Raw genomic sequence first — 25,576 nt, forward strand, 5'->3', positions numbered from 1 at the left:
AGATGTGGCGTTGCTCCTAGTTTTTCCACAGGAGCGACGCCACAAGCCGCGAGCTCGCCGCCGCCATACTGGCTTCGGCGATGGTGCGGGTTGCCTCGGGCACGACGACGTCCACCGCCCCAGGCAGCGCATCTGCCGGCAGGGTCCACTGCGACCACTGCCGCAGCACCGCCTTGGCGATATCTTCGGCGTCTTGAGTTACGTCGGCGCCGCCAGTGCCGGCGCCAGCGCCGCCGCCACTTCCGCCACCAGCGCGCGAATCCGCCCAGCCGATCCCCCTTCCTTGCGGGATCAACTGCCCCAGCAGCCCGCCGATGAGGTCCTTCCCCGCGGCGCTGTCCAACTGCGCGGACGGAACCACGACGCGCGCAAACCCGCCACCCCCAGCACCGATGCCCGGCAGCACGTCCGCGACTTCCTCCGGCACGAAGCCTTCGCAATCCAGCACCGCGGCGGTCACGCCGGCATCCGCGCCTACCCCGACCTGATCTAGGAACCGCTGCCACACCCCCGCCACGATCTCCCGGTCCACAGCCCGCACCGGGTCGAACTCCGTGGCCCCCTCCAGACCACGCAGCACCTCAACCACCCGCGGTTCGTGCACCGCCAGCACCACGTCCGCACCGATCCGCTCCCCCAACCGCGCGAACTCACGCACGCCCTCGCCCAGGTGCAGCGCCATGTCCCGAAACGCCGGGCGGTCCTCAATCATCGCATGCCCGCGGTACTCCACGCTCGCGCCCACGCTCCACGGCCCATCGACGTGCACCATGAGCCGATCCACCCGCCCGGGCAGCATCTCCTCGGCAGCGTCCGAGACCTCCCGCAGCCACCCAGCCGTGCGCCGCGATTCCAGACTCGGGTGAGCCGTCAGCTCCCAGCCCCGCGCGTTCGCCCGCACCGGAACCTGCGCCATGGCCAGGGTGGTAGCCAACTTTTCTCTCCCGACGCCCCCACGCAGCCGAACCACACTCACGTTCGGGGGTGCACCGATGTCCTCGTCCACGTCGACCGAACGGGTGAGCGCAGACGCAAAGGCCGACCGCACATCCGCGTGGTTCGTGACAGTGTTCTCCCACCAGCCGAGTCGCACCGCTAGTTCCCCTGCTGCACGCGCTGCGCCTGCGGCACCCCGGCGCGCTCAGCCTGCGCGTCCTGTCCAGCGTGCTCAGCCTGCGCGTCCTGCCGCGACGCATCCCACGGACCCGTCGCGCGGATCGTGCCCGAGCCCAGCAGAATATCCCCCTCCGGATCCGGCTGGTACACCACCGCCGCCTGGCCGCGCGCCACACCCTCGAGGGGCTCCAGCAGCTCCAGCTCCAAGCGCCACGGCGCCTCCCCCGGCTTCTTCTCCCGCCCCGCGGGCGTGACCGGGTCCGGATCGTCCACGAGGCGCGCGATCGCCGGAACCACGCCCCCGTGCGCGCGCACCTGCACGTCGCACGAGAACTCGCGGCCATGAACAGCCGGATCGAGGCGCTTCAGCCGATCGGCCGTGATGGAGCCAGTCCTTAAATCTTCGCGTTGACCAATGGTGACGGTCCCCGTTGCGGCGTCGATATCCGTCACGTAACGAGGCTTCCCATCCAGACCTTCGCGCGGAAGCCCCAGGCCCTTGCGCTGGCCGATGGTGAAGCCGTACGCGCCATCGTGCTCGGCGACCACGGAGCCGTCCTGATCCTTCATCATGCCAGGTCGCAGGCCGATCCTCTTCCCCAAAAACGCCTGGGTCTGGCCGTCCGGGATGAAGCAAATATCGTGCGAATCGGGCTTGGTCGCCACGCCGAAGCCGTGCTCCTTGGCCTCGTCGCGGATCTCCGGCTTCACCGTGTCACCGACTGGGAACATGCAATGCGCCAATTGCTCATCGGTGAGCACGCCCAGCACGTACGACTGGTCCTTGTTCGCATCCACCCCGCGGCGCATCACCCCATCGTGCAGGCGCGCATAGTGCCCGGTCACCACGGCATCGAAGCCCAGAGCGATGGAACGGTCCAGCAGAGCCTCAAACTTGATCTTCTCGTTGCAGCGCAGGCACGGATTCGGCGTTTCGCCGATGGCATAGGAATCCACGAAGTCATCGACCACATCCGCGGCGAACCGGTCCGAGAAATCCCACACGTAGAACGGAATGCCCAGCTTATCGGCCACGCGACGGGCATCCGCGGAATCCTCCAAAGAGCAGCAGCCGCGCGAGCCCGCGCGCACGGCCTCCGGGGATCGCGACAGCGCAAGGTGCACGCCGATGACCTCGTGCCCGGCTTCCAACGCGCGGGCGGCCGCCACCGCCGAGTCCACTCCTCCACTCATAGCTGCTACAACTCGCATGAGATGCACCCTACTCGGGTGCGGGGGTGCTATGCCATTCCGGCCGCCCGGGCCTGCTCCACCACGCGCGGGAGGATGCCAGCGAGGTAATCCACCTGCTCATTCGTAATGTCCGCCCCGATCGTCAGCCGCAGCGCCCCGCGCGCCACATCCACCGGCACGCCCATCGCGGTGAGCACGTGGCTCGCGCGGTTCACGCCCGCACTGCACGCCGACCCCGTGGAGGCATCCACCCCCGCCGCATCCAGCAGCATGATGAGCGAATCCCCTTCCGCGCCCGGGAAGCTCACGTGCAGGTGTCCCGGCAGGCTGTGCTCCCGCGGCGTCCAGATACGCGCGCCCTCGATGCTCTCCACCGCAGCTCGCAGCCGCTCGCGCGCCGCGGTCTGGGTCGCGGTTGCTTGTTCCATCTCCTTTATCGCCGACGCCAAAGCGGCCGCACTGCCCACAGCCCCCTGCACGTTGACCGTACCGGAGCGCAGCTTTCGCTCTTGCCCACCGCCGCGTACTGGGCTGAGGATGTCCGCATCGCGGCGGGCCAGCAGGATCCCGGTGGACTTGGGGCCGCCGAACTTGTGGGCGCTGGCGGCGAGGGTGGACGCGCCGAGTGCGTGGAAGTCCACCGGGATGTGCCCGACAGCCTGGACAGCATCGGTGTGGAAGGGGATGCCGTGCTCGCGGGCGAACTGCGCGAGCTCGTGGACGGGCTGGAGCGCGCCCGTCTCGTTGTTCGCCCACATGCAGGTCAGCAGGGCGATGTGCGCTGGCTGGGCGGTGGTGCTGCCGTGAGCTCTGATCCATTGCTGGGCGGGGACACGGCTGGTGGCGTCGACGGGAAGAAGCAAACGCCGAAAACCAAACCCCATGGGTCCTGAGGTGAGCCAGTCGACGGCCTCCATGACGGCAGGGTGTTCGATGTCCGAGCTAGCGATCACGGTGGCGCCGCGGTGGGCCTTGGAGCCGAACGCGAGGCCCTGAACTGCGATGTTGTCGGCCTCGGTGCCGGAGCCGGTGAAGATGACCTCCGCGGGGTCGGCGCCGAGGAGTTCGGCGATCTGCTCGCGGGCGTCTTCGAGGGCGCGGCGGGCGTTGCGGCCGGAGGCGTACTGGCCGGCGGGGTTGAGCAGGTCAGCGGCACGGGCCATGGCCTCCTGTGCTTCGGGGCGGAGGGGTTGGGAGGCGGCGTTGTCGATGTAGAGGCGCGGGCTCATTGGTTCAAGTGTAGTTGGCGGGGTGGCGGGGGTTGTGTTGGTGGCGGGGTTGGTGGGTTGGGTGGTGTAGTTGGTGTTGGTGGCTAGGGCAGCGGTCTCCGAGACTCGAATCCATGGTCATTCAGTGTTTCTACCGATGTCCATAAACGTTCCAGTGACCCCATGGCTCTATTTTCTAAGAATCGCCGTCTTGCGAAATACGGCACGGGCGAGGGTACCTATCTAAGCGCTTTGCTCGAACAACCACACGGCGTGATCGAATGCACGAAGGTCGATGCCCAAGCCGTAGAACTTTGTCTATGCCCCCTTGGCCTGTGCGAATGCACTGCTATCACGAGGCAGATTTCCTACGCCCCCGCTCCACGAGCGGAGATCATCGGCCGAGTCAATGCCGAAGTCTGTGAAGGCCGTTGTAGCGTCGAACCCCGACGTACCAATGTGTTTCGCGGAGATACTGTGGACGGCATCGATTGGAGCAAGCGAGAATCGGTCACCCTATCCGCCGTAGCGGGTGAAGTTGGATTCGGGGATGAGGCGGACCCGGTTGAGGACGGCTTCTACGTAGGCGAGGGGTTCCTGCGCGGGGGCACTTCTCATACGATTCTCATGCCTGGATTCTAGTCAAGGCTTAGAGTCGATTTTGGTCAATGCTCAGAGACATTTTTTGGGCAAATTTCAACGCGCTGCCTTGACAAAACTTCGGACAGCCGCGAAGTCGGGTTCGCGGCCACAGGGTGGTGTCGGTCGGGGGCCGAACAGGAGCCGCAAGGGCACCGGTCCGAGGGTACCTGGGCCCGATGGGTTTTCATTGGAGTCCGCACCCGAGCATCCGCGCACCCGGGCATCCAAACATCCACGCACCCGAACATCCACGCACCCGAGCATGCAAAAGCCGGTGCTGACCTTCCCACCGAAACGGGAGGTCAGCACCGGCGCCCACGAAACCAGGGAACCCGGGGATCCAGGAACCCAGGGCCCCAGGAAGAACCAGGGAACCCGGATACCCAAGGCCCCAGGGCCCCAGATTTACTTGCGGTTCTTCAGTTCCTCAGTTGCCTGCGGTGCAACGTTGAACAGGTCGCCCACAACACCGAAGTCTGCGATCTCGAAGATGGAAGCCTCTTCGTCCTTGTTCACAGCAACGATGGTCTTGGAGGTCTGCATACCTGCCTTGTGCTGAATGGCACCAGAGATGCCCAGGGCGATGTACAGGTTCGGGGAGACCGTCTGACCGGTCTGGCCCACCTGGAACTTGCCCGGGTAGTAGTCGGCGTCCACGGCGGCGCGGGAAGCACCCACGGCGCCACCCAGAACGTCGGCCAGGGGCTCGACCACGTCGGCGAAGCCCTCGGAGCCACCAACGCCGCGGCCACCGGAGACCACGATCTTAGCCTCGGTGAGCTCGGGGCGGTCGCCCTGCTCAGCCGGGGAGAAGCTGGTGATGGTCACAGCGGTCGGGCCGGCCTCGGGCAGCTCCACGGCCTGCACCTCGCCAGCAGCGGACTGCGGCTCGGGGTCGATGGAGCCCGGACGCCAGGTGAACACCGGGGATGCGCCAGCAGCGGAAGCATCCACGGTGTACTCGCCACCGAAGATGCCGATCTTGGCGGTGTTGCCCTCGCCGAGCTCGGAGACGTCGTACAGCACGCCGGAAGCAACGCGGGCGCCCACGCGACCGGCGATCTCGTTGCCGGTTGCGGTGGCGGCCACGACAACCGGAACCTGCAGGTGAGCTGCCAGGCCGGACAGCGCGTCCACGGACGGGGTGATCAGCAGGTTCTCTGCTTGATCGGACTCGGCGGCGTAGATGGTCTCAGCGCCAGCCTCGGCCAATGCGCCCTGCAGCTTCTCGGCGGTGCCGGGGGCACCAACCACCACGGCACCGACGGTGCCGAAGGTGCGGGCAGCGGTGATGAGCTCTGCGGTGGGGCTCTTCAGTTCGCCCTCGCCGTGCTCGACAAGTACCAATACGTTGGTCATATTCTTTTCCCTCTTCCCTTCAACCAGCTTCTAGACCAGCTTTTCCTTGACAAGGAACTCGACCAGCTTGGTGCCGCCGTCTCCCTCGTCGGTGATGATTTCGCCAGCGCTCTTCGGCGGCTTCGGGGTAACCCCGGACACCGAGGTGGTTGCGTTTTCCAGGCCAACGTTGGCAGCGTCCACGCCGATGTCGGACAGGGACAGCTCCTCGATGGTCTTCTTCTTGGCAGCCATGATGCCCTTGAAGGCAGCGAAGCGCGGGGTGTTGGACTTCTCGGTCACGGAGACGATCGCGGGGGTCGGGGCCTCCAGGCCAAACACGCCCTCGTCGGTCACGCGCTTGCCGGTGACCTTGCCGTCTTCGAGGTTGATCTCTTCCATGTGGGTCAGAGCCGGGATCTGGCGGTACTCGGACAGCAGGCCGGGCACTGCGCCGGAGCCGCCGTCGGTGGATGCGTTACCGCAGATGATCAGCTCGATGTCCTCGATCTGGTTCAGCGCGTTGGACAGGGTCCATGCGGTACCCAGAACGTCGGAGCCAGCCAGGGCATCGTCAATGACCAGCTTGGCCTCGTCTGCGCCGAGGGACAGTGCCTTGCGCAGTGCCTCGGTGGCGCGGCTCGGGCCGACGCTCAGCACGATCACGTTGCGGGAGGAATCTGCTTCCTTGAGCTGCAGTGCAGCTTCCACAGCGTTTTCGTTGATCTCGTCCAGCACAGCGTCTGCGCTGTCGCGATCCAGGGTGTAGTCATCATCGGTGAGCTTGCGCTCGGAGTAGGTGTCCGGCACCTGCTTGACCAGAACAACGATGTTCGACATTCGTTGGCCTTCCTGCTTGGGTGATGTTATTCAGCGCCCATCCTACCGGCTATACGTGACCTCAACCACAATCCGGCCTTTATTGTTTTAGAACTACCCCCACATAAGCGCCCCACATCTGCGTCCCACCCAAGCGCCCCACATTCCCACATCTGCTCCCCACCCCAGCGCCTCCAACCTAGCCCCGCACCGCCCGGCAGATAAACGCCCACGCCTTGTCCCCTATCCGCGTCACCACCACAGACGCCTCCTCGCTCCCCTTGAGCTTCCACTTCTTGCGCACCTCGTCCGGATTAATGTCCACGCCGCGCACGAGAATCTCCACCGCACCGATCCCCCGCGCCACCAGTGCCTTGCGCACGTGCTTGAACGGCACCTGCTCGAGCACCTCGAATCCGCGCCGCCCCGGTGGCACCGCAGGCCCCGTCAGGTAGGCAATCCGCTCGTCCAGCTGCCACAGCCCATACTTCGCCGCGTAGTGCCGCACGAGCCCCGCGCGCACCACCGCCCCGTCGGGATCCACAATGTATTTCCCGACCTCAGCGACTTTGTCCTGTTCGGGCATGTGGTCGTCGATAATTTCTTGTTGTCCCGACGCCACCCCCAGCATCACCGCCCGCCGTCCGCACTGGGATAACCCGGGGGTGTAAAGGCACGCTTCTTTGACGTTCCCGTCGACGGAGACCACGTCTACTTGCCCGTCGAACTCCGTGTAATCGATGCCGGGGGCGCACTTGATGGCGGTGTCAATCCCCTGCTCGCTGTAGACCGCCGCGAGGTCCTCCAGGCGGGGGCGCAGGTCGCTGAGTTTTGTCACGCGCCCGGAGGATGTGCGCCGGGCTGGGTCCGCGAGCACCACGGTGCCCGGCGCGAGAACGCTTGTGCTCAGGGCGGGGTGCAGTGCGTCCATGACGATGGTGGGAACGTCGGGCACGTTGTGTCGCGCCATGCGGACACGCTGCGGGTCGAGGTCCCCGCCGATGATCCGCTGGAACCCGGCGCCCACACTCACCCGCGCCGCCGGTGCCGCCGGTGCCGCAAGCGCCGCCAACTCCGTGCCCACCGAGCACGTCACGTCCACGACATCCCGCACCCCCAGCGACAGCAAGTGCGCAGCGCGGAACTCCGCCACGACCTGCGGCGTGGCCTGCTGCACGGAATCGGAGTCCATGATCCACTGCTCCGCCCGCGCAGCGCTGAACTTCGCCGCCGCCGAGCGACGCGCCAGTGCCACCTCCACCAGCGCCCGGGCGTTATCGCCGTAGGTCTCCTTGAGATGCGCGACATCCGCGACCATGGATTTCTTGGTCAGGGGGAGGCTGGCGGCGTCGGATAAAGAGGAAGGATGAGCCAGGACAAAACTCAGCTCGGATGCGGTTAACGACATGCGGTTAGTACAGGCTATTACAGGCTATTGCAGGTAGGAACCCGGGCGGTTCTCGAAGGGGTGCGCGGGCAGGTCAGCCGGATCCACCGCAAACTTCATGCCCGGCGCGAACTGGCGGCGCGGGGCGCCGTACATCTGCGTCTCCATGAGGTAATACTCGGCCATGTAGGGCTCGTCGACGGGCTCCTCCAGCACCGGATCGACCGACAAGCTCGAGCTGAAATCCAGCACCTCGTCGACCGTGCGGAACGTATCCAGCAGCTTCAACTGCGCCCACGTCGGCGGCATGAGCGAGATCTTCCGCGAGCGCCAGCCGTCCAGCAGCGTGGAGGGGCGGAACCAACCGGTCGAGGTGGCCTCGCGGGTGTCGGCGAGGGTCTGCTGACCCTCCGGCATGTTCGCCACGAAGAAGGCCGTGTCGTAGCGGATCGGCTGCTCCTTCGGGGTGACCCAGTTCGCCCAGGGGCGCAGCAGGTCGGAGCGCAGCACCAACTCGTGCTGGTCCATGAAATCGGAGAAGCTGAGCTCGTGATTCTCCAGCTGATGCCGCTCGGTCTGGAACGGGACGGTGTTGCCCACCAGCGAGCCGTCCTCGTAGCCGGCCAGCAGGGTGCCGGCCTCCTCGAAGGTTTCGCGCACGGCAGCGCACACGAGCGCGCGAGCCATGGACTCGGACTTCTGCAGACGGCTGGCCCACCACTTCACGTCTGGGCCCTGCCAGCGCAGGTCGGGGGAATCGTGGCCGTCGCCATCAACATCGCCGGGCATGTCGCGGGAATCCACGCCGCCGCCGGGGAACACGGTCATTTCGGCGCAAAACGCCATCGTGGAGGCGCGTTCTTGCACGTAGACCTCGATGCCGGAGAGGGTATCGCGCAGCAGGATCACCGTGGAGGCGTGCCGTGGCGCGACCGGCCCCAAGCGCCCAGAGCCGGGTGAACCGCTGGTGTCTGGCGAAGCCATCGTGATCCTTCCTGCTGTGTCTGTGTCTGCGTTCTGCGTCTGTCTTTATCTTTTTTCTCGACGCCACCACACTCCGCAGCGCCATACTTGAGAAAGTCTACCGCGATCGGTGACTTCCTCCACGGCGCGTGCGGCGCGCGAACCACCGGCCGTCGTCCTGCGTGACCTCAATCGGCTGGTGGAAGGTGCGGGTGAGGTTGTCGGACGTCATGATGTCCTCCAACATTCCCTGCGCCACCACGTGCCCTTCGTCCAGCAACATGCCGTGTGTGAATCCCGGCGGGATCTCCTCCACGTGGTGGGTGATCATGACGATAGCCGGGGAGTCCGGATCGTCCGCCAAGTCAGACAGTAGGCCCACGAGATCCTCGCGCCCGCCCAGGTCCAGCCCGGCACCCGGCTCGTCGAGCAGCAGCAGCTCCGGGTCGGTCATGAGCGCGCGGGCAATGAGGGTGCGCTTGCGCTCGCCTTCGCTCAAGGTCCCCCAGGTCTGCTCGGCGAGGTGGTAGGCGCCGATGGATTCCAGGGTGTCGATGGCGCGCTCTTCGTCCATGCTGTCGTATTCCTCGCGCCAGCGGCCCAGCACGTCGTAGCCGGCGGAGATGACGATGTCCTTGACCAGCTCGTCTCCGGGCACGCGGTGTGCCAGCGCTGAGGAGCTCATGCCGATGGCGGTGCGGATCTCGCGCAGATCCACTTTGCCCATCTGCTCCCCCACGAGCGTGACCGTGCCCGTGGTGGGGAACATCTGCGCGCTGGCGAGGCGCATGAGGGTGGTCTTGCCCGCTCCGTTGGGTCCGATGATGATCCAACGCTCGTCCAGCTCCACCTGCCAATCCAGCGGCGCGAGGATCTCGCGGCCCTCGCGGACCACGGACACGCCGCGCATGTCGATGATGAGGTCTTCGGCGGCCGCAGCCTGCGAAGCGGGGGCAGAAATCAGGTTTGTCACGTCGTCGCTCACCCCACCCATAGTGCCAGTTTCACCTAAGCTATGGGGTGACAGACACTGCAGACAGACACTGCATTTGAGGAGCGTCATCAGCATGACCGGCCGTCTTGGCATTGACAACGTCCATCCCGTCATTTCCCACGGGGCCACCCCCGCCAAGGCCCTCGTGGGCCAGGCATTTCCGATCTCAGCCACGGTGTGGCGCGAGGGTCACGATGCCATCTCCGCGACCCTCGTGGTGCGCCGCCCCGCTGGCGCCAAGGGCGGTCGCGCGAAGATCACCATGACCCCCGACCCGGTTGAGGTGGATCGCCGGCACGCCGTTTTTGTTCCCGACGTGCCTGGCCTGTGGACTTTTCGTGTCGACGCCTGGTCGGACCCGGCCGCCACGTGGTTCAACGCTATCCAGAAGAAGGTCGCCGCAGGCCAAGACGCGGAGGCGCTGGCCAACGACCTGGAATCCGGTGCCCGTTTCTTCGAGCGCGCGCTGGAAAAGACCTCCCGTTCCCACCGCGACCTGCTGAAGACCACCATCGAGCAGTTGCGTGATGAGTCGCTGAGCGTGGACGAGCGCATCGCCACCGCCCTGTCCCCCGAGGTCGCCAAGGCCTTGCACAAGCGCCCGGTGCGCGACCTGCTCACCCGCGGCGAGGAATACGAGATCCTTGTCGAGCCCACCGCCAGCGGCGTGGGATCCTGGTACGAGTTCTTCCCCCGCTCGACCGGTGGTGTGGATGACAACGGCGAGCCGGTCCACGGCACCTTTGCCACCGCACAGAAGGAACTGCCGCGCATCGCAGGCATGGGCTTCGACGTGGTCTACTTGCCGCCGATCCACCCGATCGGCACGATCAACCGCAAGGGTAAGAACAACACGCTGACCCCCACCCCGGATGATGTCGGCTCCCCGTGGGCCATCGGCTCCGAGGACGGCGGCCACGATGCCGTAAACCCATTGCTGGGAACCGTGGAGGACTTCGAGGAGTTCGTGGCTGCCGCCGAGGATCAGGGCCTCAAGGTGGCGCTGGACTTCGCCCTGCAATGCGCGCCGGACCACCCGTGGGCCAAGGCTCACCCCGAGTGGTTCAGCGTGCTGCCGGATGGTTCCATCGCCTATGCGGAGAACCCGCCGAAGAAGTACCAGGACATCTACCCGCTGAACTTCGATACCGATCCGGACGGTCTGTACCACGAGATCCTGCGCGTCATTCGCGTGTGGATCGACCGTGGCGTGCGCATCTTCCGCGTGGATAATCCGCACACCAAGCCCACCAACTTCTGGGCGTGGCTCATCGCCACGGTCCACGAGACCGACCCGGACGTGGTTTTCCTCGCCGAGGCCTTCACCCGGCCGCCGCGTCTGTACGGCCTGGCCAAGGCAGGGTTCACCCAGTCCTACAGCTACTTCACGTGGAAGACCACCAAGGAGGAGCTGGAGGAGTTTGCCCAGGACGTTGCCGATTACGCGGACGTGTTCCGCCCCAATCTCTTCGTCAACACCCCGGACATCCTCCACGAATCCCTCCAGACCGGCGGCAAGGCCATGTTCGCCATCCGCGCCGCACTGGCTGCCACGATCTCCCCGCTGTGGGGCGTGTACTCCGGTTACGAGCTCTACGAGTACGAGCCCATCCACGCCGGATCCGAGGAGTACCTGGATTCCGAGAAGTACCAGCTGCGCCCGCGTGACTTCGACACCGAGGACACCCTGGCTCCCTGGATCACCAGCCTCAACGAGTGGCGCCGTGCCAACCCCGCTTTGCAGCAGCAGCGCAACCTGCACATCCACGAGACCACCAACGACAACCTGCTGGCCTACTCCAAGATCGATGGGGTCACCGGCAACGCAGTGCTCGTCGTGGTCAACCTCGATTCCCGCAGCATCACCGAGGGCGAGGTCATCGTAAACCCGGAGGCCATCGGCCAGCTCCCCGGGGCAACCTACGACGTGACCGACTTGCCGTCCGGCAACACCTACGAGTGGTCGGAGCGCAATTACGTTCGCCTCGACCCCGACTTCCAGGTGGCGCACATCTTCCAGCTGCCCACCGTGGCTGACAACGAGCGCGAGGCCACACAGTTCCGCACCGACGAATACGATCCCCGCGCGTAGAATTAAAAGGTATGACCCTGAATCCCAACGATGTCCAACGGTTAGAGCAGCGCCGCCACCACGCACCCCACGACGTGCTCGGTGCGCACGAGACCGATGATGGATCCACCGTCATCACCACCATCCAGTTCGGGGCGCGCTCCGTGGCCGTGAGTATCAACGGCCGCGCCGCAGAGCCCATGGAGCAAGTGGGCAACGGGATCTTCCAGCTCACCACGGACACGTTCGTGGATCAGTACACCTACACCGTCACCTGGGACGATGGCTCCACCTCCACGGTCGCCGACCCCTACCGCCGCCTGCCCACGGTCGGCGAGGTAGACCTGCACCTCATCGGCGAGGGCACGCACCAGCGCCTCTGGGAAGTCCTGGGCGCGCATCCGCTCTCGAAGGACGATGGCGGCGGCGTGGCCTTCGCCGTGTGGGCTCCCCACGCCGCGGGCGTAGCCGTGATCGGCGACTTCAACGGCTGGAACCCCCACCAGCACCCCATGCGCGCCCTCGGCTCCTCCGGCATCTGGGAGTTGTGGATCCCCACAGCGCAGCCCGGCCAGCGCTACAAGTACTCCATCACCACCGGCGATGGCGTGCACCTGGACAAGGCCGATCCCATGGCACAGCTCGCCGAGCCGGCGCCGAACACCGCCTCCATCATCGCGGCCCCCACGCAGTTCGAATGGGCGGATAATGCCTGGATGCGGACGCGATCGCGGTTCGCGCCCCTGGCGGCGTCGGAGGAACCGACCAGCCCCATGAGCATCTACGAGCTGCACCTGGGCTCCTGGCGCAAGGGTCTTTCCTACCGTGAGCTCGCCGAGCAGCTCACCGAGTATGTCACGGAGATGGGTTTTACCCACGTGGAGCTCATGGGCATCTCCGAGCACCCGTTTGAGCCCTCGTGGGGCTACCAGGTCACCAGCTACTATGCGCCGAACAACCGCTTCGGCAGCCCGGACGACCTGCGTTTCCTCATCGACAGCCTCCACAAGGCCGGCGTGGGCGTGATCATGGACTGGGTGCCCGGCCACTTCCCCAAGGATGCCTGGGCGCTCGGCCGCTTCGATGGCGAGGCCTGCTACGAGCACCCCGACCCGCGCCGCGGTGAGCAGCCCGACTGGGGCACCTACGTGTTCGACTTCGGCCGCAACGAGGTGCGCAACTTCCTCGTGGCCAACGCGCTGTACTGGTGCCAGGAGTTCCACATCGACGGCCTGCGCGTGGACGCCGTGGCTTCCATGCTCTACCTCGACTACTCCCGCGACGATTGGCTGCCCAACATCCACGGCGGCCGCGAGAACCTGGAAGCAGTGAACTTCCTGCAGGAGATGAACCGCACCGTCCACGCCACCTGCCCCGGAGCCGTGACCATCGCGGAGGAATCGACCTCCTGGCCCGGCGTGACCGACCCGAACGGCCTGGGCTTTAGCTACAAGTGGAACATGGGTTGGATGCACGATTCGCTGGAGTACATCCAGCGCGATCCGATCCACCGCGGCCACCACCACAACGAGATCACGTTCTCCATGGTGTACGCCTACTCGGAGAAGTACGTGCTGCCGATCAGCCACGATGAAGTGGTCCACGGCAAGGGCACGCTGTGGTCGCGCATGCCCACCGATTCCAGCTGGGATCGCGCGGCGATGGTGCGCACCTACCTGGCGTACATGTGGGCGCACCCCGGTAAGAAGCTGCTGTTCCAGGGCCAGGAGTTCGGCCAGGTCCAGGAGTGGAACGAGTCCAAGGGCTTGGACTGGGACAACCTCGAGGGCTGGGAGGGCGAATACCACCGCGGCCTGCAGTCGCTGACGCGCACGCTCAACCACCTGTACACGTCTCTGCCTGCTCTCGCCGACGATCACACGCCCGATGGTTTTCAGTGGATCGCCAACGATGATGCGACCAACAACGTTCTTTCCTTTATTCGACGCCACCAGGGGCAGAACCTCGCATGCGTCATCAACTTCTCGGGTTCCACCCACGAGAACTACCGCATCGGCCTCCCCCAGGCCGGGACGTGGAAAGAGGTGCTCAACACCGACTCGCACACGTTTGAAGGAGCCGACCGGGAGACCGGAGTGGACCTTGTGGCCGAGCAGATCAGCTCCCACGGGTTCGGCGCCAGCGCGGCGATGACGATCCCGGCGCACAGCGCGCGGTGGTTCGTGGCGAACAGCTAGCGCGGTTTAGAAAAGGGCCGAGGCCATCTTCGTGCGGGCCGCGATGACTTCCGAGTCCCCGGCCTCGAAGAGAGTGAACAGCTCGAGCAGGCGCTCCTTGGCGGCTGCCGCGTCCGAGCCCCTCGCTGCAATCTTGTCGATGAGCGTGTCGAACGCTGCGGTCTTATCGCCCTGCAGGATGAGCTGGTCGGCCTCCGCGAAAGGATTGTCCCCCTCCTGAGCCGCACGGCGCATAAGCATGGCATTGGCGCGTGCAGAGCGTGCGTCGGCATTGCCGGGCTCTGCGGACAAGATGGCATCGTAATCCGCGATGGCGCCGTCGTAGTCCTCGGCGGCCAGCTTGTCTGCTGCAGCGTCCAGACGAGGATCAGAGGCCTCCTCAGCCTGCAGCCCCTGCAGTTTGCCCGCGGTAGCCTGCACAACCGCCGCAACCCACTGCTGCAGCTGATCCGTCGGCTGACCGCCCTCGAAGTTCGTCATCGGCCGACCATTGGCCAGCGCGATGACCGTTGGGATGGCCTGCACACCGAAGGCCTGGGCGACCTCCGGAGTGGAATCCACATCGGCGTAGCGGAACAGCCACTCGATGGACTCCGACTGCGCCACGAGCGATTCGAAAGCCATGCGCATATTTTCCGAGGCCTCGGAACGAGCCGAGCCCAGGAGGATAATCACCGGCACCTGGGTGGAGCGGATCACCACGTCCTGCTCAAAGGTGCTGGGGCTAATGGTTGCCACGCGATCCGGCAAAGAAGACTCAGTCTCTGCCTTCGCCTTGACCTGACCTAGGTCAATGGCACCGGCGGCGAAGCGGGAAGGGGCGGAAGGTTGATTACTCATGTCCCCCATCCTAGAAGAGTCGGAACTCCGAGGAGTCCGTGCCCCGCATAGCCTCATAGTCCAGGGTGACGCAACGGATGCCACGATCCTCAGCCAGCGTGCGGGCCTGCGGCTTGATCTCCTGGGCGGCGAACACACCCGTCACAGGGGCAAGGAGCTCATCGCGATTAAGCAGCTCCACGTAGCGGGTCAGCTGCTCCACACCGTCGATGCCGCCGCGGCGCTTGATCTCCACCGCGACCGTCGCACCCGTGGAATCCTTCGACAAGATATCCACCGGCCCGATCGCCGTGGGGTACTCGCGGCGCACCAACGTGTAGCCCTCCCCCAGCAGCTCAATTTGCTCGGCAAGGAGCTCCTGGAGGTGAGACTCCACGCCGTCCTTGACCAAGCCCGGGTCCTCCCCCAGCTCGTGAGACGTGTCCGAGTGGATAGCGAAGATCTGGATGCGAAGCTGCTCACCTTTCGTGTTCTCGACGATCCACAACTGTTTCACCCCATCGTTATCGAGTTCGGGGTAGATCAGGGTGGCGTCGGACGTAAGATCATCCTCCGGGGAGACCACCGTGAGGGTGCAGGGAGGGGTCATCCAATTCAGGGGCTTGTAGGCGCGGTCGTCGGCGTGAATCGAGACCGATCCATCGGCTTTGACCATGATGAGTCGGTCGGCCTTAGGCAAGTGCGCCTCGAGACGCCCGACATAATCCACACTGCAACTGGCGATGACTAAACGCATGGGAATAGAGGTTACACGCTACATCGGGCGAGGATGGTTATACGCGCTATTGCTATCGCGGCGGGCGGACGGCGCGGACTCGAGCCACGCCACAAGGGCGGTATCGCCGCTGGAATCCACGGCCATCTCCCACTTCCGACCACGGTGATCGAGCTGCACGATGTGGAGATCAGGCTCCAGGAAATGCGCCTCGCGGGCGGTCATCTGGCGGCGGCCGTCGATGGACAGCCCGAGGCGCGTGAGGACAACGTCCGAGTCCAGGCGGAGGCTGCGGAGCTTGTAGAGCCTGGCGGAACGGTCGCTATAAATCAAAACCCCGTGGCGCCAGTGCCGACCATCGGGATTGGGCAGGCTCCGGATCACCACGGGAAATCCGCGCGAACGCAGTGTGAAAAAGCGCCAGGCGGCAGACAGCATTGCCGCGCAGACCAGCGCGAGGAGGAGATACCACAGCCACGTCATACTGCCCTACCATTCCCTCGGTCATGCTTCGGACGCTCGGTGCGGCGCCGAAGGGCGGAGTCTTGAGTCTTGAGGTGTATCTCTTCAATCTACAAGTTGCTGACAGATCTTCCAATTGAGGGAAGGCTGATATGGGGTGACCAAAACACACAACCTCCCCGCCCCTCTTGCGAAAGAGGTATGCGGGGAGGTTGTGTGGGTTTATCGGTTGATACCCGAAGCGCCAGGAGCGAAGTGCTCCTAGTTGCTTTCGAGTCGCTTCACAGCGCGCAATTCGGACTCAGCCAGAGCCTTGTCCCGCTCATCCTCAGCGGATTCAGCACGGGACTGGGCATCCGCAACGTCGACCTCACGGGCCCACGAAGCAGAGTCCGCCAGAATGGTGATCTTGTCGCTGGAGACGGACAGGAAACCACCCTGCACGGCTGCCACCAGCTTCTCGCCATCGTTTGTCCGAATGGTCACCACACCGTTCTCGACCAGCTGGCCGAGAAGGGGCTCGTGACCGGGGAGCACGCCGATCTCGCCTTCAGTGGTCTGCGCGGTCACAGACGTTGCGGTACCAGTCCACAGCGCCCGCTCCACGGAAACCAGTTGCGCGGCAATCTCAGCCATGTGCCTACTCCCTCTACTTGTCGCTCATCTTCTTGTAAGCGGCTTCGACATCGTCCAGGCCACCGAGACCGTTGAAGGCCTGCTCTGGGTAGTGGTCGAACTCGCCGTCGCAGATGCGCTCGAAGGCGTCGATCGTGTCCTCCAGCGGCACGTAGGAGCCCGGGATGCCGGTGAACTTCTCCGCAACGAAGAAGTTCTGGCCCAGGAAGCGCTCCAGACGACGTGCGCGCTGAACGGTGATCTTGTCTTCTTCCGACAGCTCGTCCATACCCAGGATGGCGATGATGTCCTGCAGTTCCTTGTTCTTCTGCAGAATGTTGATCACGCGCTGGGCAACCTCGTAGTGACGCTCGCCGACGATACCCGGCTCGAGGATACGAGAGGTAGAGGTCAGCGGGTTCACAGCGGGGTAAATACCCTTCGATGCGATGGAGCGGTCAAGCTCGGTGGTCGCATCCAGGTGGGCGAAGGTGGTCGCCGGAGCCGGGTCGGTGTAGTCGTCGGCGGGCACGTACACGGCCTGCAGAGACGTAATGGAACGACCCTTGGTGGAGGTAATGCGCTCCTGCAGAACACCCATCTCGTCAGCCAGGGTGGGCTGGTAGCCCACGGCAGAAGGCATACGACCCAGCAGGGTCGAAACCTCAGAACCAGCCTGGGTGAAACGGAAGATGTTGTCGATGAACAGCAGCACGTCCTGGTTCTGAACATCGCGGAAGTACTCCGCCATGGTCAGGCCGGACAGAGCCACGCGCATACGGACTCCTGGGGGCTCATCCATCTGGCCGAAGACAAGCGCGGTGTCTTGCAGCACGCCCATCTCCTCCATCTCGAGGAAGAGGTCCGTACCCTCACGGGTACGCTCACCAACACCGGCGAACACAGAGGTACCGGAGAACTCGCGGGCGATACGGGTAATCATCTCCTGGATCAGCACCGTCTTGCCCACACCTGCACCGCCGAACAGGCCGATCTTGCCGCCCTTCACGTATGGGGTCAGCAGGTCGATGACCTTGATGCCCGTCTCCAGGATCTCGGTCTTACCTTCCAGCTGGTCGAATGCCGGCGGCTCGCGGTGGATGCCCCACTGCTCGCCGTCGCGGCCCAAGCCCGGCTCGTCGAGGCAGTCGCCCAGGGCGTTGAACACGTGGCCCTTCACGACGTCACCGACGGGCACGGAAATCGGCTTGCCGGTGTCCTTGACCTCAGCACCGCGGACGAGGCCGTCGGTGGGGGCCATGGACACAGCGCGCACGAGGTTGTCACCGAGGTGCTGTGCCACCTCAAGGGTGATGGTCTTTGCCACTGCTTCGAGGGTGACCTCGACGGTCAGGGCGTTAAACAGAGCCGGCTGCTCACCGCGTGGGAACTCCACATCGACGACTGGGCCGATGACTCGCACGACGCGGCCCGCAACAGCCGGTGCAGCGTTGGGCTGCTCCTGAATTGCTGTAGTCATAATTAGTCACTTTCTCCGCTATCGGCGAGCGCGGAAGCGCCACCGACGATCTCTGTGATTTCCTGGGTAATCTGTGCCTGGCGTGCCTGGTTAGCAACTCGCGAAAGCTGCTTGACCAGGTCGGTGGCATTGTCCGTAGCGGCGCTCATAGCGGTACGGCGGGCGGCGGACTCAGATGCTGCAGATTCCAGCATTGCTGCGAAGATGCCACGGGAAACATACTGCGGCAGCAGTGCCTTCAGCAGGGAATCTGCATCGGGCTCGAACTCGACCTCGGCGCCAACGTGGTCCACCTTGTCGGAGACCATGTCATCGCCCAGCTCCAGCTTCTCGTGTTCCACAACCATCTCGATCGGCAGCACGCGGTGTGCCTCAGCGGTCTGCGACAGCATGGACTCAAACTTGGTGTACACGATGTGCACCTCGTCGAAGCCCTGGATGCTCTCGCCTTCCGGCACGTTCAGACCCTCGCGCCACTCAGCGTGGCCCTCGGATCCGGCCAAGAAGCCTTCGATCAAGTGGCGGCGAAGATCGTGCGTTGCGCTGTACTCGGGGTCCTGGGAGTACCCGGTCCACGATCCAGCGATGTCCTCGCCACGGAAGTTGTAGTAGCTGAGTCCCTTGTTACCGGAGACGTACAGGACAACTTCCTTGCCCTGGTTCTGCAGACGCTTACGCAGCTCTGCCGTCTTCTTGAAGACGTTGTTATTGTAGCCACCGCACATGCCACGGTCACTCGAAACCACGAGGATAGCTGCGCGAGAAGCGTCTTCCGGTTCCTGCAGCATCTTGTGATCCAAGGTGCTAGCGGAAGCCAGACGCTGAACCACCGCAGTGATTTCGTCAGCGTACGGCTGAGCGGCATCCACGCGGGCCTGGGCCTTCGTGATCCTCGAGGTGGCGATGAGCTCCTGCGCCTTGGTGATCTTCTTGGTTGAGTTCACGGACTTAATACGTGTCCTCAGTTCGCGAAGACTGGCCATCGCTATCGCCTCCTAACTTGTCCGTTAATGGTCATTGTGCTCACTTACCTTCCGCGGGTTACTTGGACTTGCGGGAGACAGTGATCTGCGACTTGGAAACTTCGTCGTCTCCAAGCGGACGAGCCTCGGGCTCGTTGATGACGGGCGAGCCGTCCGTGGTCTGGAAGGTGCGCTTGAATTCGTCAACGTTCTTCGCCAGGGCTTCCTTGGACTCATCGTCGAAGGGCTTGCCGCCAGCAATCTGGTCGTACACGCCGGATGCGTTGGCGTGCAGGTACTCCCACAGCTCCTTCTCGAAGCGGCGGATGTCCTCAACCGGAACATCATCGAATTCGCCCTCGCCGGCGAGGTAGATGGACACCATCTGATCCTCGACGGACTGCGGCTTAGTCTCGGTCTGCTTCAGCAGCTCGACGAGGCGCTTACCGCGCTCCAGCTGAGCCTTGGAAGCGGGGTCCAGGTCGGACGCGAAGGCAGCGAATGCTTCGAGGTCGCGGTATGCGGCCAGGTCCAGACGCAGAGAACCGGAAACCTTCTTCATACCCTTGGTCTGTGCGGCACCACCCACACGGGAGACGGACACACCAACGTTAATTGCAGGCCGGACGCCCTGGTTGAACAGGTCGGACTCCAGGAAGACCTGGCCGTCGGTAATGGAGATAACGTTGGTCGGGATGAAGGCGGAAACGTCGTTTGCCTTGGTCTCGATGATCGGCAGTGCGGTCAGGGAACCGCCGCCCAGATCGTCGGACAGCTTCGCAGCACGCTCCAGCAGACGGGAGTGCAGGTAGAAGACGTCACCGGGGTAAGCCTCGCGGCCCGGTGGGCGACGCAGCAGCAGGGAGATGGCACGGTATGCCTCGGCCTGCTTGGTCAGATCATCGTAGATCACCAGAACGTGCTTGCCCTGGTACATCCAGTGCTGACCCAGTGCAGCGCCGGCGAAGGGTGCCAGCCACTTGAAGCCCGCGGAGTCAGATGCCGGAGCAGCCACGATGGTGGTGTACTCCAGAGCGCCGTTGTCCTCGAGGGTCTTACGGATGGACGCGATGGTGGAGCCCTTTTGACCAATTGCGACGTAGATGCAGCGAACCTGCTTCTTCTCGTCGCCGGACTCCCAGTTATCGCGCTGGTTCAGAATGGTATCGATGCAGACCAAGGTCTTACCGGTCTTGCGGTCACCAATGATCAGCTGACGCTGACCACGGCCGATGGGGGTCATTGCGTCGATAGCCTTGATGCCGGTCTGCATGGGCTCTTCGACGGGCTGACGCATCAGAACGGATGGGGCCTGAAGCTCGAGGACGCGCTCCTCTTCAGCTTCAATGTCGCCCAAGCCGTCGATGGCCTGACCCAGTGGGTTGATAACGCGGCCGAGGAACTTATCCCCAACCGGAATGGACAGGACCTCGCCGGTCCTCTTGACCTCGTCGCCCTCCTTGAGCAACTCGTAGTTACCCAGGATCACGACGCCGACGTGGTCGGTGTCGAGGTTCTGTGCGACGCCAATCACGCCGCCTGGGAACTCGAGCAGCTCATTGGCCATCACAGAAGGCATGCCGCTCACCTGGGCAATGCCGTCCGCTGCCGTCGTGACCACGCCGACCTCCTCACGGGAGGCCTCCGGGGAGTAGCTCGAGGTGTAGTTCGCAATCGCGCTACGGATCTCATCGGAGGAGATCGTCAGCTCCGCCATGTTCTTCCTGCTCTCGGTTTCGTCTTCCAGCTTTACGACTTGTCTGTGGTCTGCTTAGGCGAGGGAACGACGCAAGCGCTGCAGTTTGCCTGCGGTGCTTCCATCGATCACTTCGTCGCCGACGCGGATCACGGCACCACCGAGGAGGCTGGAATCAACCTCAGTGTGTACAGCGATCTTGCGACCGTAAATCTTTTCCAGCTTGTCAGCCAGAAGGGACTGCTGCTGTTCGCCCAGAGGAGCTGCGGAGCGGACGCGAGCAACCTCGCGGCCTTCCAATGCAGCGACCTCATCGGTCAGAGAATCAAGTGCTTCGACTGGACGCTGGCGCAAACGGCCAATGGCCTGCAGTGCCAGCGCTTCAGTCGTTGCCGTGACCTTGCCGTACAGCACCTTGGCCAGCAGATCGCGGCGGGCATCCACGGATGCCGAACGATCAGCCAGGAGGAGCTCGAGCTGAGGCTCGTTCTCCACGATGCGTGCGAGGCGGAACAATTCGTCCTGAACCCGGTCAAGCTGGCCCTGTCCCTCAGCGGAACGAAGCAGAGCCACGCGGCCCAGCTTCACAAGTCCGTTGCGGAAGTCACGGGAGTTTGACCAATTCTGGGACACAGCAGCGGACACGATCTCCTCGGTGGAGTTCGATACCTTCCCAGCCAGCAATTCCTTAACCAAGGATACGCGCTGGTCGGCAGACTTCGCGGAGTCAACGAGCGCAACCCGAAGGGCGCGCTCACGGTCGAGCACGTCGACAAATTCGAAGAGCTCGGTGCCAGTGGTGGCTCCGGTACCCACCTGCTCGGCGGACTCGTTCAGTCCCTTGTTCAGGGTTTCGACGAGGCGCTCAAGTGCCTCTCGGCTCGCTGCGTGCATACCGATCACTTCCTAGCGCTGCTGACGTTGTCCAAGCCAGCAAGGAAGTTATCGATAGTGCCCGAACGCTTGACGTCATCCGACAGCTGCTCGCCCAGCAGGCGCTCAGCCAGGTTGATGGAGTTCTCCCCCATCTCCTTACGCAGGTCGGAGACAACAGCTGCACGCTGTGCCTCGAGCTGCTTATTGCCGGACTCGACGATGCGTGCAGACTCTTCGGTAGCCTGAGCCTTCATATCAGCGATGATCTTCTGTCCCTGGGAACGTGCGTCATCACGGATCTGTGCGGCCTCAGTGCGGGCCTCAGCGAGCTGGGCGTTGTACTTTTCAAGCGCAGCCTTAGCTTCAGCCTGAGCTGCCTCGGCACGCTGGATGCCGCCCTCAATCTGGTCCTCGCGCTGATTCAGCACTTCCTGGAACTTCGGAAGGACTGCCTTCCAGAAGACGATCAGGACTACTGCGAAGGGAATGATGGACCAGACGATGTCATACAGCGGAGGGAGCAGAGGGTTAATCTGCTCCTCCATTGGCAGTTTCTCAGCTGCCATGAAAAATAGGTTCGTCATAGTCTCCAGCTTTCGCTCGTGTGCGGGTGTTGTTCTTTAGTGAAACGCCGCAGATTAAGCGAACAGGAAGCCAGCGACCAGACCAATCAGGGCCAGGGCCTCGGTGAAGGCGATGCCCAGGAACATGGTGGTGCGCAGCTGGCCAGCCATCTCGGGCTGACGAGCCATAGCTTCAGCGGTCTTGCCGGCAACCAGGCCCACGCCGATGCCGGGGCCGATGGCAGCCAGGCCGTAGCCGACAGCGCCCAGGCCGGTCAGGGCGGTGGTGGTTTCCTGAGCAAGTACGAGGATGTCGTTCATTTGTTTTCCATTACCTTTCTGGAAACGATCAAAGGGGGTTATGTCCGTTTGTTCTCTTTGATCGTATTGTGCATGAGTTTTTCTGGGTACCCGGTGGCTAGTGCTCGTCAGCGTGCAGGGACAGCTCGATGTACACGGCAGTCAGCAGGGCAAAGATGTATGCCTGCAGAACGATAACCATGAGCTCGAAGAAGGTGAATGCAACGGCGAAGAGCAGCGTGCCGCCAGCCAGCAAGGTCCAACCATTCAGCTGCCAGAAGAAGAAGTTCGTAGCAGCGAACAGCATGACGAGGATGAGGTGTCCGGCCAGCATGTTGGCCATCAGACGGATGGTCAACGTAAGCGGACGAAGGATGAATGTGGAGACGAACTCAATGGGCACCACGATGATGTGAAGAAATGGTGGTAGCCCTGGGATCACCAGCGAGGACTTCACGAACTTGCCGAAGCCGTAACGCTTCACACCCGCGTAGATGAACACCACGTATGCGATCACGGCCAGCGTCAGCGGGAAGCCGATGCGGGCGGATGGCGAGATGTTCAGGAACGGGATGATCGTCGGAAGGTTGACGGCCAGCACGCTGAAGAAGATCGCTGTGATGATCGGAAGGAAACGACGCCCTTCCTTCTTCCCCAAAATATCCTCCGCGATGTGGATCCTCACGAAATCGAGTGCGATTTCCGCAACGTTTTGTACACCTCGTGGGATCAGCTTCGGCTTCCGCATCGCGAAGAAGAAGAACGCTGCGACCAGCGCCATCATCAGGATGCGGATCAGCATGATGCGGTCTAGAGCGAACGCACCACCTGCGAAGTTGTCCAACCAGAGGTTGTTCGGATCCAGTTGCCCCGGGAAGAATTCGTGTTCCAATGAAGGGACGTGAAACTCGCCCTTCATGGCCAAGGTTGTTACGCTCAGCGTTCTCTCCCGTGATTGGGCCGCGTGAACTTGAAAAGTCAGCGGTGCGATGGAGGTACTTGTTTACCGACCCTTGGACTCCGTCGCACGTCCTGGTGGAGCCGGTAGGCGCCTTCTGTATGCACCCGTTTTGCCAGGAAACTGGCAGAGTGCATTGTGGCCCTAAAGAACATTATCAGCTTTACGGGTCTAGCTGCCAAGCAACTCCCAGCGATCTCCCCCTTTCAGCGGGCGTTCCAACGGCCCTACGGAGACAAATGTGCGTTTCCTCCCCTAACGTTGCCCCCTCCACCCGCTATGAACTGCGCAAACATCCCCAGCACCCGCCGTTGACCCATAGTGTGATCTTCCCCCCAATCACCCCCGACCGTTGTGTCCTTTGATTGTCTTCCCCACCTCGAGTCCCCCACCGGCCTGCCTGAATTCGCAGGCTGTGGGCGTCGGGGCTACTAACCTTGGGGCTACTAACCCACGTAGAGGCGCTGACCCTTGGTCACCGCATAAATCTCCGTGGCGAGAGCGCCAATAAGGGTCAGGATCACCGTGGTCGCCAGGGCAGCGTGGTTGTAGAACTCCAGGTTCTTCAGCGCCAGCAGGGCGATGAGCACCACCGCGGCCTTGAGCAGCCAGCTTCCCAGCACCACGGCCATCGTCGTGGTGGGGCTGGTATTCGACGTCACCAGGATCACTACCACCGTAGCCAGCATGAAGCCGCCACCGATGGCCCCGCCGATCAGGGCGCCCCACAGGCCCTCCCCATCGGCCACGGCTCCCCACACCACGAGCGAGGCGAAGATGATCAGGCCCACGACGATCGTGCCATTGCGTGCCGCGCGCTTGAGCGGCCACTGATGATCGTCCACCTTGGAGACATCGTTGATCTCCGGGCCGGGCGTGGTCGGGCGGGTTTGGGGGTTCTGGCTCTCAGTCACGGTCTCACAGCCTACCCGAGGTGTTCTTGTTTTCCCGCCACAGCGGTACCACAGTGCCAACGAGGGCCAACAGAATGAGGGTTCCGAAGGCCACCGCCGTAACTCCCGGTGGCAACACCGTGGAGCCCACCGCACCGAAGGCGACCACGATCACCCAGCTGTACATCACCAGCACCACGCGGCGCTGGGAATGCCCGATCTGCAGCAATCGGTGGTGCAAGTGCTGCTTGTCCGGTGCGAAGGGACTCTCGCCCCGGCGGACGCGGCGCACCACGGCCATGAGCAGGTCCAGCATGGGGATGGACAGCGCCGCCATCACCACGATGACGGGAGACAGCAGAGCGAAGACGTCAGCCGTGCCGTACAGGGACATGTTGATGCGACCCGAGGCAGACACGCACGCGGCAGATAGCAACAGGCCGATGAGCATGGACCCGCTATCTCCCATGAAGATCCGCGCCGGCGAGAAGTTGTGCGGCAAGAAGCCCGCGCACACTCCTGCCAGTCCCGCCGAGATGATCGCCGGCGGATACGCGGAGACGGTGCCGCCCTGATCGTGGAGGATGGTCATCGAATAGACCAAGATTGTGCCAGCGGCGATGAGCCCCAGCCCGGCGGCCAGGCCATCCAGACCGTCGACGAAGTTCATGGCGTTAACGATCGCGACGGTCAGCACCGTGGTCAAGATCGTGGACTGTACTTGGTCGAGAATGAGCGTGGTGCCGCCTCCCACGGGGACGTACAGCAGGTACCAGCTCAATCCGAGCAAACTCATGGTGATGGCACCGATGACCTGCCCGCCGAGCTTGAGGACCCACGAGATATCGTAAAGGTCGTCAACCACACCGACCACCACGATGATGAACGCCGCGGAGATGACCGCGGTCATATCAGGCGTGACTGGTGGAAAACCCCTCGTCAAAGCCGGGAACTGCCCGGCCACCACCACGGCCACGATGAAGCCGGTGAACATCGCCACACCGCCGAGACGCGGGATAGGCACGGTGTGCACGTCGCGCTCGCGGGGGGCGGCGATGCGACCGTAGCGCACGACGAGGCTGCGCACTACACCCGTGACAAGATAGGTCACGGTGCAGCCGATGAGGATCACCAGCGCCAGCTCGCGCAGCGGCACACCGGCACCGATGCTGGGCTGGGCCAGCAGCATGGTGTCGGCAGCGCTGGATGTGCTAGCCGCACTCGGCACGCTAACAGTGCCAGCCGCACCAGCAGTGTGCGCTGCATCGGAGAGGACGGATATGGAC

23 protein-coding genes are annotated in these 25,576 nt (G+C 63.6%); 2 read left to right on the plus strand and 21 right to left on the minus strand.

Annotated features, from left to right (window positions below; translation table 11 throughout):
- Positions 1–16: 16 nt before the first annotated feature.
- The 8 genes from LA343_RS09200 to LA343_RS09235 all read right to left on the minus strand — a co-directional run bounded on the left by LA343_RS09200 (position 17) and on the right by LA343_RS09235 (position 9,661).
- Positions 17–934, minus strand: coding sequence for a hypothetical protein (locus tag LA343_RS09200; protein ID WP_224209150.1), 918 nt, complete (start codon positions 932–934; stop codon positions 17–19).
- Positions 935–1,095: 161 nt separating this feature from the next.
- Positions 1,096–2,328: a tRNA 2-thiouridine(34) synthase MnmA gene (gene mnmA / locus LA343_RS09205; protein ID WP_025403036.1), complete on the minus strand. Its 1,233-nt coding sequence runs from the start codon at positions 2,326–2,328 to the stop codon at positions 1,096–1,098.
- Between the two features lie 29 nt (positions 2,329–2,357).
- A complete protein-coding gene (locus tag LA343_RS09210; protein ID WP_039910948.1) occupies positions 2,358–3,539 on the minus strand; it encodes a cysteine desulfurase family protein in 1,182 nt (393 codons plus the stop codon).
- Positions 3,540–4,565: 1,026 nt separating this feature from the next.
- On the minus strand, positions 4,566–5,519 hold the full coding sequence (locus LA343_RS09215; protein WP_025403039.1) for an electron transfer flavoprotein subunit alpha/FixB family protein: 954 nt from the start codon (positions 5,517–5,519) through the stop codon (positions 4,566–4,568).
- Between the two features lie 30 nt (positions 5,520–5,549).
- On the minus strand, positions 5,550–6,338 hold the full coding sequence (locus tag LA343_RS09220) for an electron transfer flavoprotein subunit beta/FixA family protein (protein WP_025403040.1): 789 nt from the start codon (positions 6,336–6,338) through the stop codon (positions 5,550–5,552).
- A gap of 178 nt (positions 6,339–6,516) precedes the next feature.
- A complete protein-coding gene (locus tag LA343_RS09225; RefSeq protein ID WP_025403041.1) occupies positions 6,517–7,725 on the minus strand; it encodes a THUMP-like domain-containing protein in 1,209 nt (402 codons plus the stop codon).
- 24 nt (positions 7,726–7,749) lie between these two features.
- Positions 7,750–8,688, minus strand: a complete 939-nt coding sequence (locus tag LA343_RS09230; protein WP_039910949.1) for an NUDIX hydrolase — start codon at positions 8,686–8,688, stop codon at positions 7,750–7,752.
- 97 nt (positions 8,689–8,785) lie between these two features.
- Positions 8,786–9,661 carry an ABC transporter ATP-binding protein gene (locus LA343_RS09235; protein WP_039910950.1) on the minus strand — a complete coding sequence of 292 codons (876 nt, stop codon included), beginning with the start codon at positions 9,659–9,661 and terminating at the stop codon, positions 8,786–8,788.
- Positions 9,662–9,734: 73 nt separating this feature from the next.
- Here LA343_RS09235 and LA343_RS09240 point away from each other — a divergent pair, with 73 nt between their 5' ends.
- The gene (locus tag LA343_RS09240) at positions 9,735–11,753 is read left to right on the plus strand and encodes an alpha-1,4-glucan--maltose-1-phosphate maltosyltransferase (protein WP_025403044.1); all 2,019 of its coding nucleotides are present in this window, start codon (positions 9,735–9,737) and stop codon (positions 11,751–11,753) included.
- Between the two features lie 11 nt (positions 11,754–11,764).
- On the plus strand, positions 11,765–13,930 hold the full coding sequence (glgB, locus tag LA343_RS09245; protein WP_025403045.1) for a 1,4-alpha-glucan branching protein GlgB: 2,166 nt from the start codon (positions 11,765–11,767) through the stop codon (positions 13,928–13,930).
- A 6-nt stretch (positions 13,931–13,936) separates the two neighbouring features.
- Here glgB and LA343_RS09250 read toward each other — a convergent pair whose 3' ends face one another.
- From LA343_RS09250 to LA343_RS09310, 13 genes are all read right to left on the minus strand, one after another.
- On the minus strand, positions 13,937–14,770 hold the full coding sequence (locus tag LA343_RS09250) for a tetratricopeptide repeat protein (RefSeq protein ID WP_025403046.1): 834 nt from the start codon (positions 14,768–14,770) through the stop codon (positions 13,937–13,939).
- A gap of 10 nt (positions 14,771–14,780) precedes the next feature.
- Positions 14,781–15,506, minus strand: coding sequence for an endonuclease NucS (gene nucS, locus LA343_RS09255; protein ID WP_025403047.1), 726 nt, complete (start codon positions 15,504–15,506; stop codon positions 14,781–14,783).
- 18 nt (positions 15,507–15,524) lie between these two features.
- Positions 15,525–15,968 (minus strand): DUF2550 domain-containing protein, encoded by a 444-nt coding sequence (locus tag LA343_RS09260; protein WP_025403048.1) that lies wholly within the window; start codon positions 15,966–15,968, stop codon positions 15,525–15,527.
- Between the two features lie 240 nt (positions 15,969–16,208).
- Positions 16,209–16,583 (minus strand): F0F1 ATP synthase subunit epsilon, encoded by a 375-nt coding sequence (locus LA343_RS09265; RefSeq protein WP_025403049.1) that lies wholly within the window; start codon positions 16,581–16,583, stop codon positions 16,209–16,211.
- Between the two features lie 13 nt (positions 16,584–16,596).
- On the minus strand, positions 16,597–18,042 hold the full coding sequence (gene atpD / locus LA343_RS09270; RefSeq protein WP_025403050.1) for a F0F1 ATP synthase subunit beta: 1,446 nt from the start codon (positions 18,040–18,042) through the stop codon (positions 16,597–16,599).
- A gap of 2 nt (positions 18,043–18,044) precedes the next feature.
- Positions 18,045–19,025, minus strand: coding sequence for a F0F1 ATP synthase subunit gamma (locus LA343_RS09275; protein ID WP_025403051.1), 981 nt, complete (start codon positions 19,023–19,025; stop codon positions 18,045–18,047).
- Positions 19,026–19,083: 58 nt separating this feature from the next.
- Positions 19,084–20,721, minus strand: coding sequence for a F0F1 ATP synthase subunit alpha (atpA, locus tag LA343_RS09280; protein WP_025403052.1), 1,638 nt, complete (start codon positions 20,719–20,721; stop codon positions 19,084–19,086).
- A 54-nt stretch (positions 20,722–20,775) separates the two neighbouring features.
- Entirely contained in the window at positions 20,776–21,594 is an 819-nt protein-coding gene (locus LA343_RS09285) for a F0F1 ATP synthase subunit delta (protein ID WP_025403053.1), read from the minus strand.
- Positions 21,595–21,599: 5 nt separating this feature from the next.
- Positions 21,600–22,160, minus strand: coding sequence for a F0F1 ATP synthase subunit B (locus LA343_RS09290; protein WP_025403054.1), 561 nt, complete (start codon positions 22,158–22,160; stop codon positions 21,600–21,602).
- A 54-nt stretch (positions 22,161–22,214) separates the two neighbouring features.
- Positions 22,215–22,460 carry an ATP synthase F0 subunit C gene (locus LA343_RS09295; RefSeq protein ID WP_025403055.1) on the minus strand — a complete coding sequence of 82 codons (246 nt, stop codon included), beginning with the start codon at positions 22,458–22,460 and terminating at the stop codon, positions 22,215–22,217.
- 97 nt (positions 22,461–22,557) lie between these two features.
- A complete protein-coding gene (gene atpB, locus LA343_RS09300; protein WP_025403056.1) occupies positions 22,558–23,358 on the minus strand; it encodes a F0F1 ATP synthase subunit A in 801 nt (266 codons plus the stop codon).
- A 485-nt stretch (positions 23,359–23,843) separates the two neighbouring features.
- Positions 23,844–24,311: a Cg1360 family ATP-synthase-associated protein gene (locus tag LA343_RS09305; protein WP_025403057.1), complete on the minus strand. Its 468-nt coding sequence runs from the start codon at positions 24,309–24,311 to the stop codon at positions 23,844–23,846.
- Positions 24,312–24,315: 4 nt separating this feature from the next.
- On the minus strand, positions 24,316–25,479 hold the full coding sequence (locus LA343_RS09310) for an MraY family glycosyltransferase (protein ID WP_025403058.1): 1,164 nt from the start codon (positions 25,477–25,479) through the stop codon (positions 24,316–24,318).
- Between the last annotated feature and the right edge of the window lie 97 nt (positions 25,480–25,576).

Origin of the sequence: Corynebacterium falsenii (genome assembly GCF_020099275.1) — a bacterium.
Taxonomy (GTDB): Bacteria; Actinomycetota; Actinomycetes; order Mycobacteriales; family Mycobacteriaceae; genus Corynebacterium; species Corynebacterium falsenii.

What these genes read in the sequence shown, in the direction of transcription:
- mnmA (WP_025403036.1), bottom strand. Translation starts at nt 2,328, where the DNA reads ATGCGAGTTGTAGCAGCTATGAGTGGAGGAGTGGACTCGGCGGTGGCG.
- LA343_RS09210 (WP_039910948.1), bottom strand. Translation starts at nt 3,539, where the DNA reads ATGAGCCCGCGCCTCTACATCGACAACGCCGCCTCCCAACCCCTCCGC.
- LA343_RS09215 (WP_025403039.1), bottom strand. Translation starts at nt 5,519, where the DNA reads ATGACCAACGTATTGGTACTTGTCGAGCACGGCGAGGGCGAACTGAAG.
- LA343_RS09220 (WP_025403040.1), bottom strand. Translation starts at nt 6,338, where the DNA reads ATGTCGAACATCGTTGTTCTGGTCAAGCAGGTGCCGGACACCTACTCC.
- LA343_RS09225 (WP_025403041.1), bottom strand. Translation starts at nt 7,725, where the DNA reads ATGTCGTTAACCGCATCCGAGCTGAGTTTTGTCCTGGCTCATCCTTCC.
- LA343_RS09230 (WP_039910949.1), bottom strand. Translation starts at nt 8,688, where the DNA reads ATGGCTTCGCCAGACACCAGCGGTTCACCCGGCTCTGGGCGCTTGGGG.
- LA343_RS09235 (WP_039910950.1), bottom strand. Translation starts at nt 9,661, where the DNA reads ATGGGTGGGGTGAGCGACGACGTGACAAACCTGATTTCTGCCCCCGCT.
- LA343_RS09240 (WP_025403044.1), top strand. Translation starts at nt 9,735, where the DNA reads ATGACCGGCCGTCTTGGCATTGACAACGTCCATCCCGTCATTTCCCAC.
- glgB (WP_025403045.1), top strand. Translation starts at nt 11,765, where the DNA reads ATGACCCTGAATCCCAACGATGTCCAACGGTTAGAGCAGCGCCGCCAC.
- LA343_RS09250 (WP_025403046.1), bottom strand. Translation starts at nt 14,770, where the DNA reads ATGAGTAATCAACCTTCCGCCCCTTCCCGCTTCGCCGCCGGTGCCATT.
- nucS (WP_025403047.1), bottom strand. Translation starts at nt 15,506, where the DNA reads ATGCGTTTAGTCATCGCCAGTTGCAGTGTGGATTATGTCGGGCGTCTC.
- LA343_RS09260 (WP_025403048.1), bottom strand. Translation starts at nt 15,968, where the DNA reads ATGACGTGGCTGTGGTATCTCCTCCTCGCGCTGGTCTGCGCGGCAATG.
- LA343_RS09265 (WP_025403049.1), bottom strand. Translation starts at nt 16,583, where the DNA reads ATGGCTGAGATTGCCGCGCAACTGGTTTCCGTGGAGCGGGCGCTGTGG.
- atpD (WP_025403050.1), bottom strand. Translation starts at nt 18,042, where the DNA reads ATGACTACAGCAATTCAGGAGCAGCCCAACGCTGCACCGGCTGTTGCG.
- LA343_RS09275 (WP_025403051.1), bottom strand. Translation starts at nt 19,025, where the DNA reads ATGGCCAGTCTTCGCGAACTGAGGACACGTATTAAGTCCGTGAACTCA.
- atpA (WP_025403052.1), bottom strand. Translation starts at nt 20,721, where the DNA reads ATGGCGGAGCTGACGATCTCCTCCGATGAGATCCGTAGCGCGATTGCG.
- LA343_RS09285 (WP_025403053.1), bottom strand. Translation starts at nt 21,594, where the DNA reads ATGCACGCAGCGAGCCGAGAGGCACTTGAGCGCCTCGTCGAAACCCTG.
- LA343_RS09290 (WP_025403054.1), bottom strand. Translation starts at nt 22,160, where the DNA reads ATGACGAACCTATTTTTCATGGCAGCTGAGAAACTGCCAATGGAGGAG.
- LA343_RS09295 (WP_025403055.1), bottom strand. Translation starts at nt 22,460, where the DNA reads ATGAACGACATCCTCGTACTTGCTCAGGAAACCACCACCGCCCTGACC.
- atpB (WP_025403056.1), bottom strand. Translation starts at nt 23,358, where the DNA reads ATGAAGGGCGAGTTTCACGTCCCTTCATTGGAACACGAATTCTTCCCG.
- LA343_RS09310 (WP_025403058.1), bottom strand. Translation starts at nt 25,479, where the DNA reads ATGCTGCTGGCCCAGCCCAGCATCGGTGCCGGTGTGCCGCTGCGCGAG.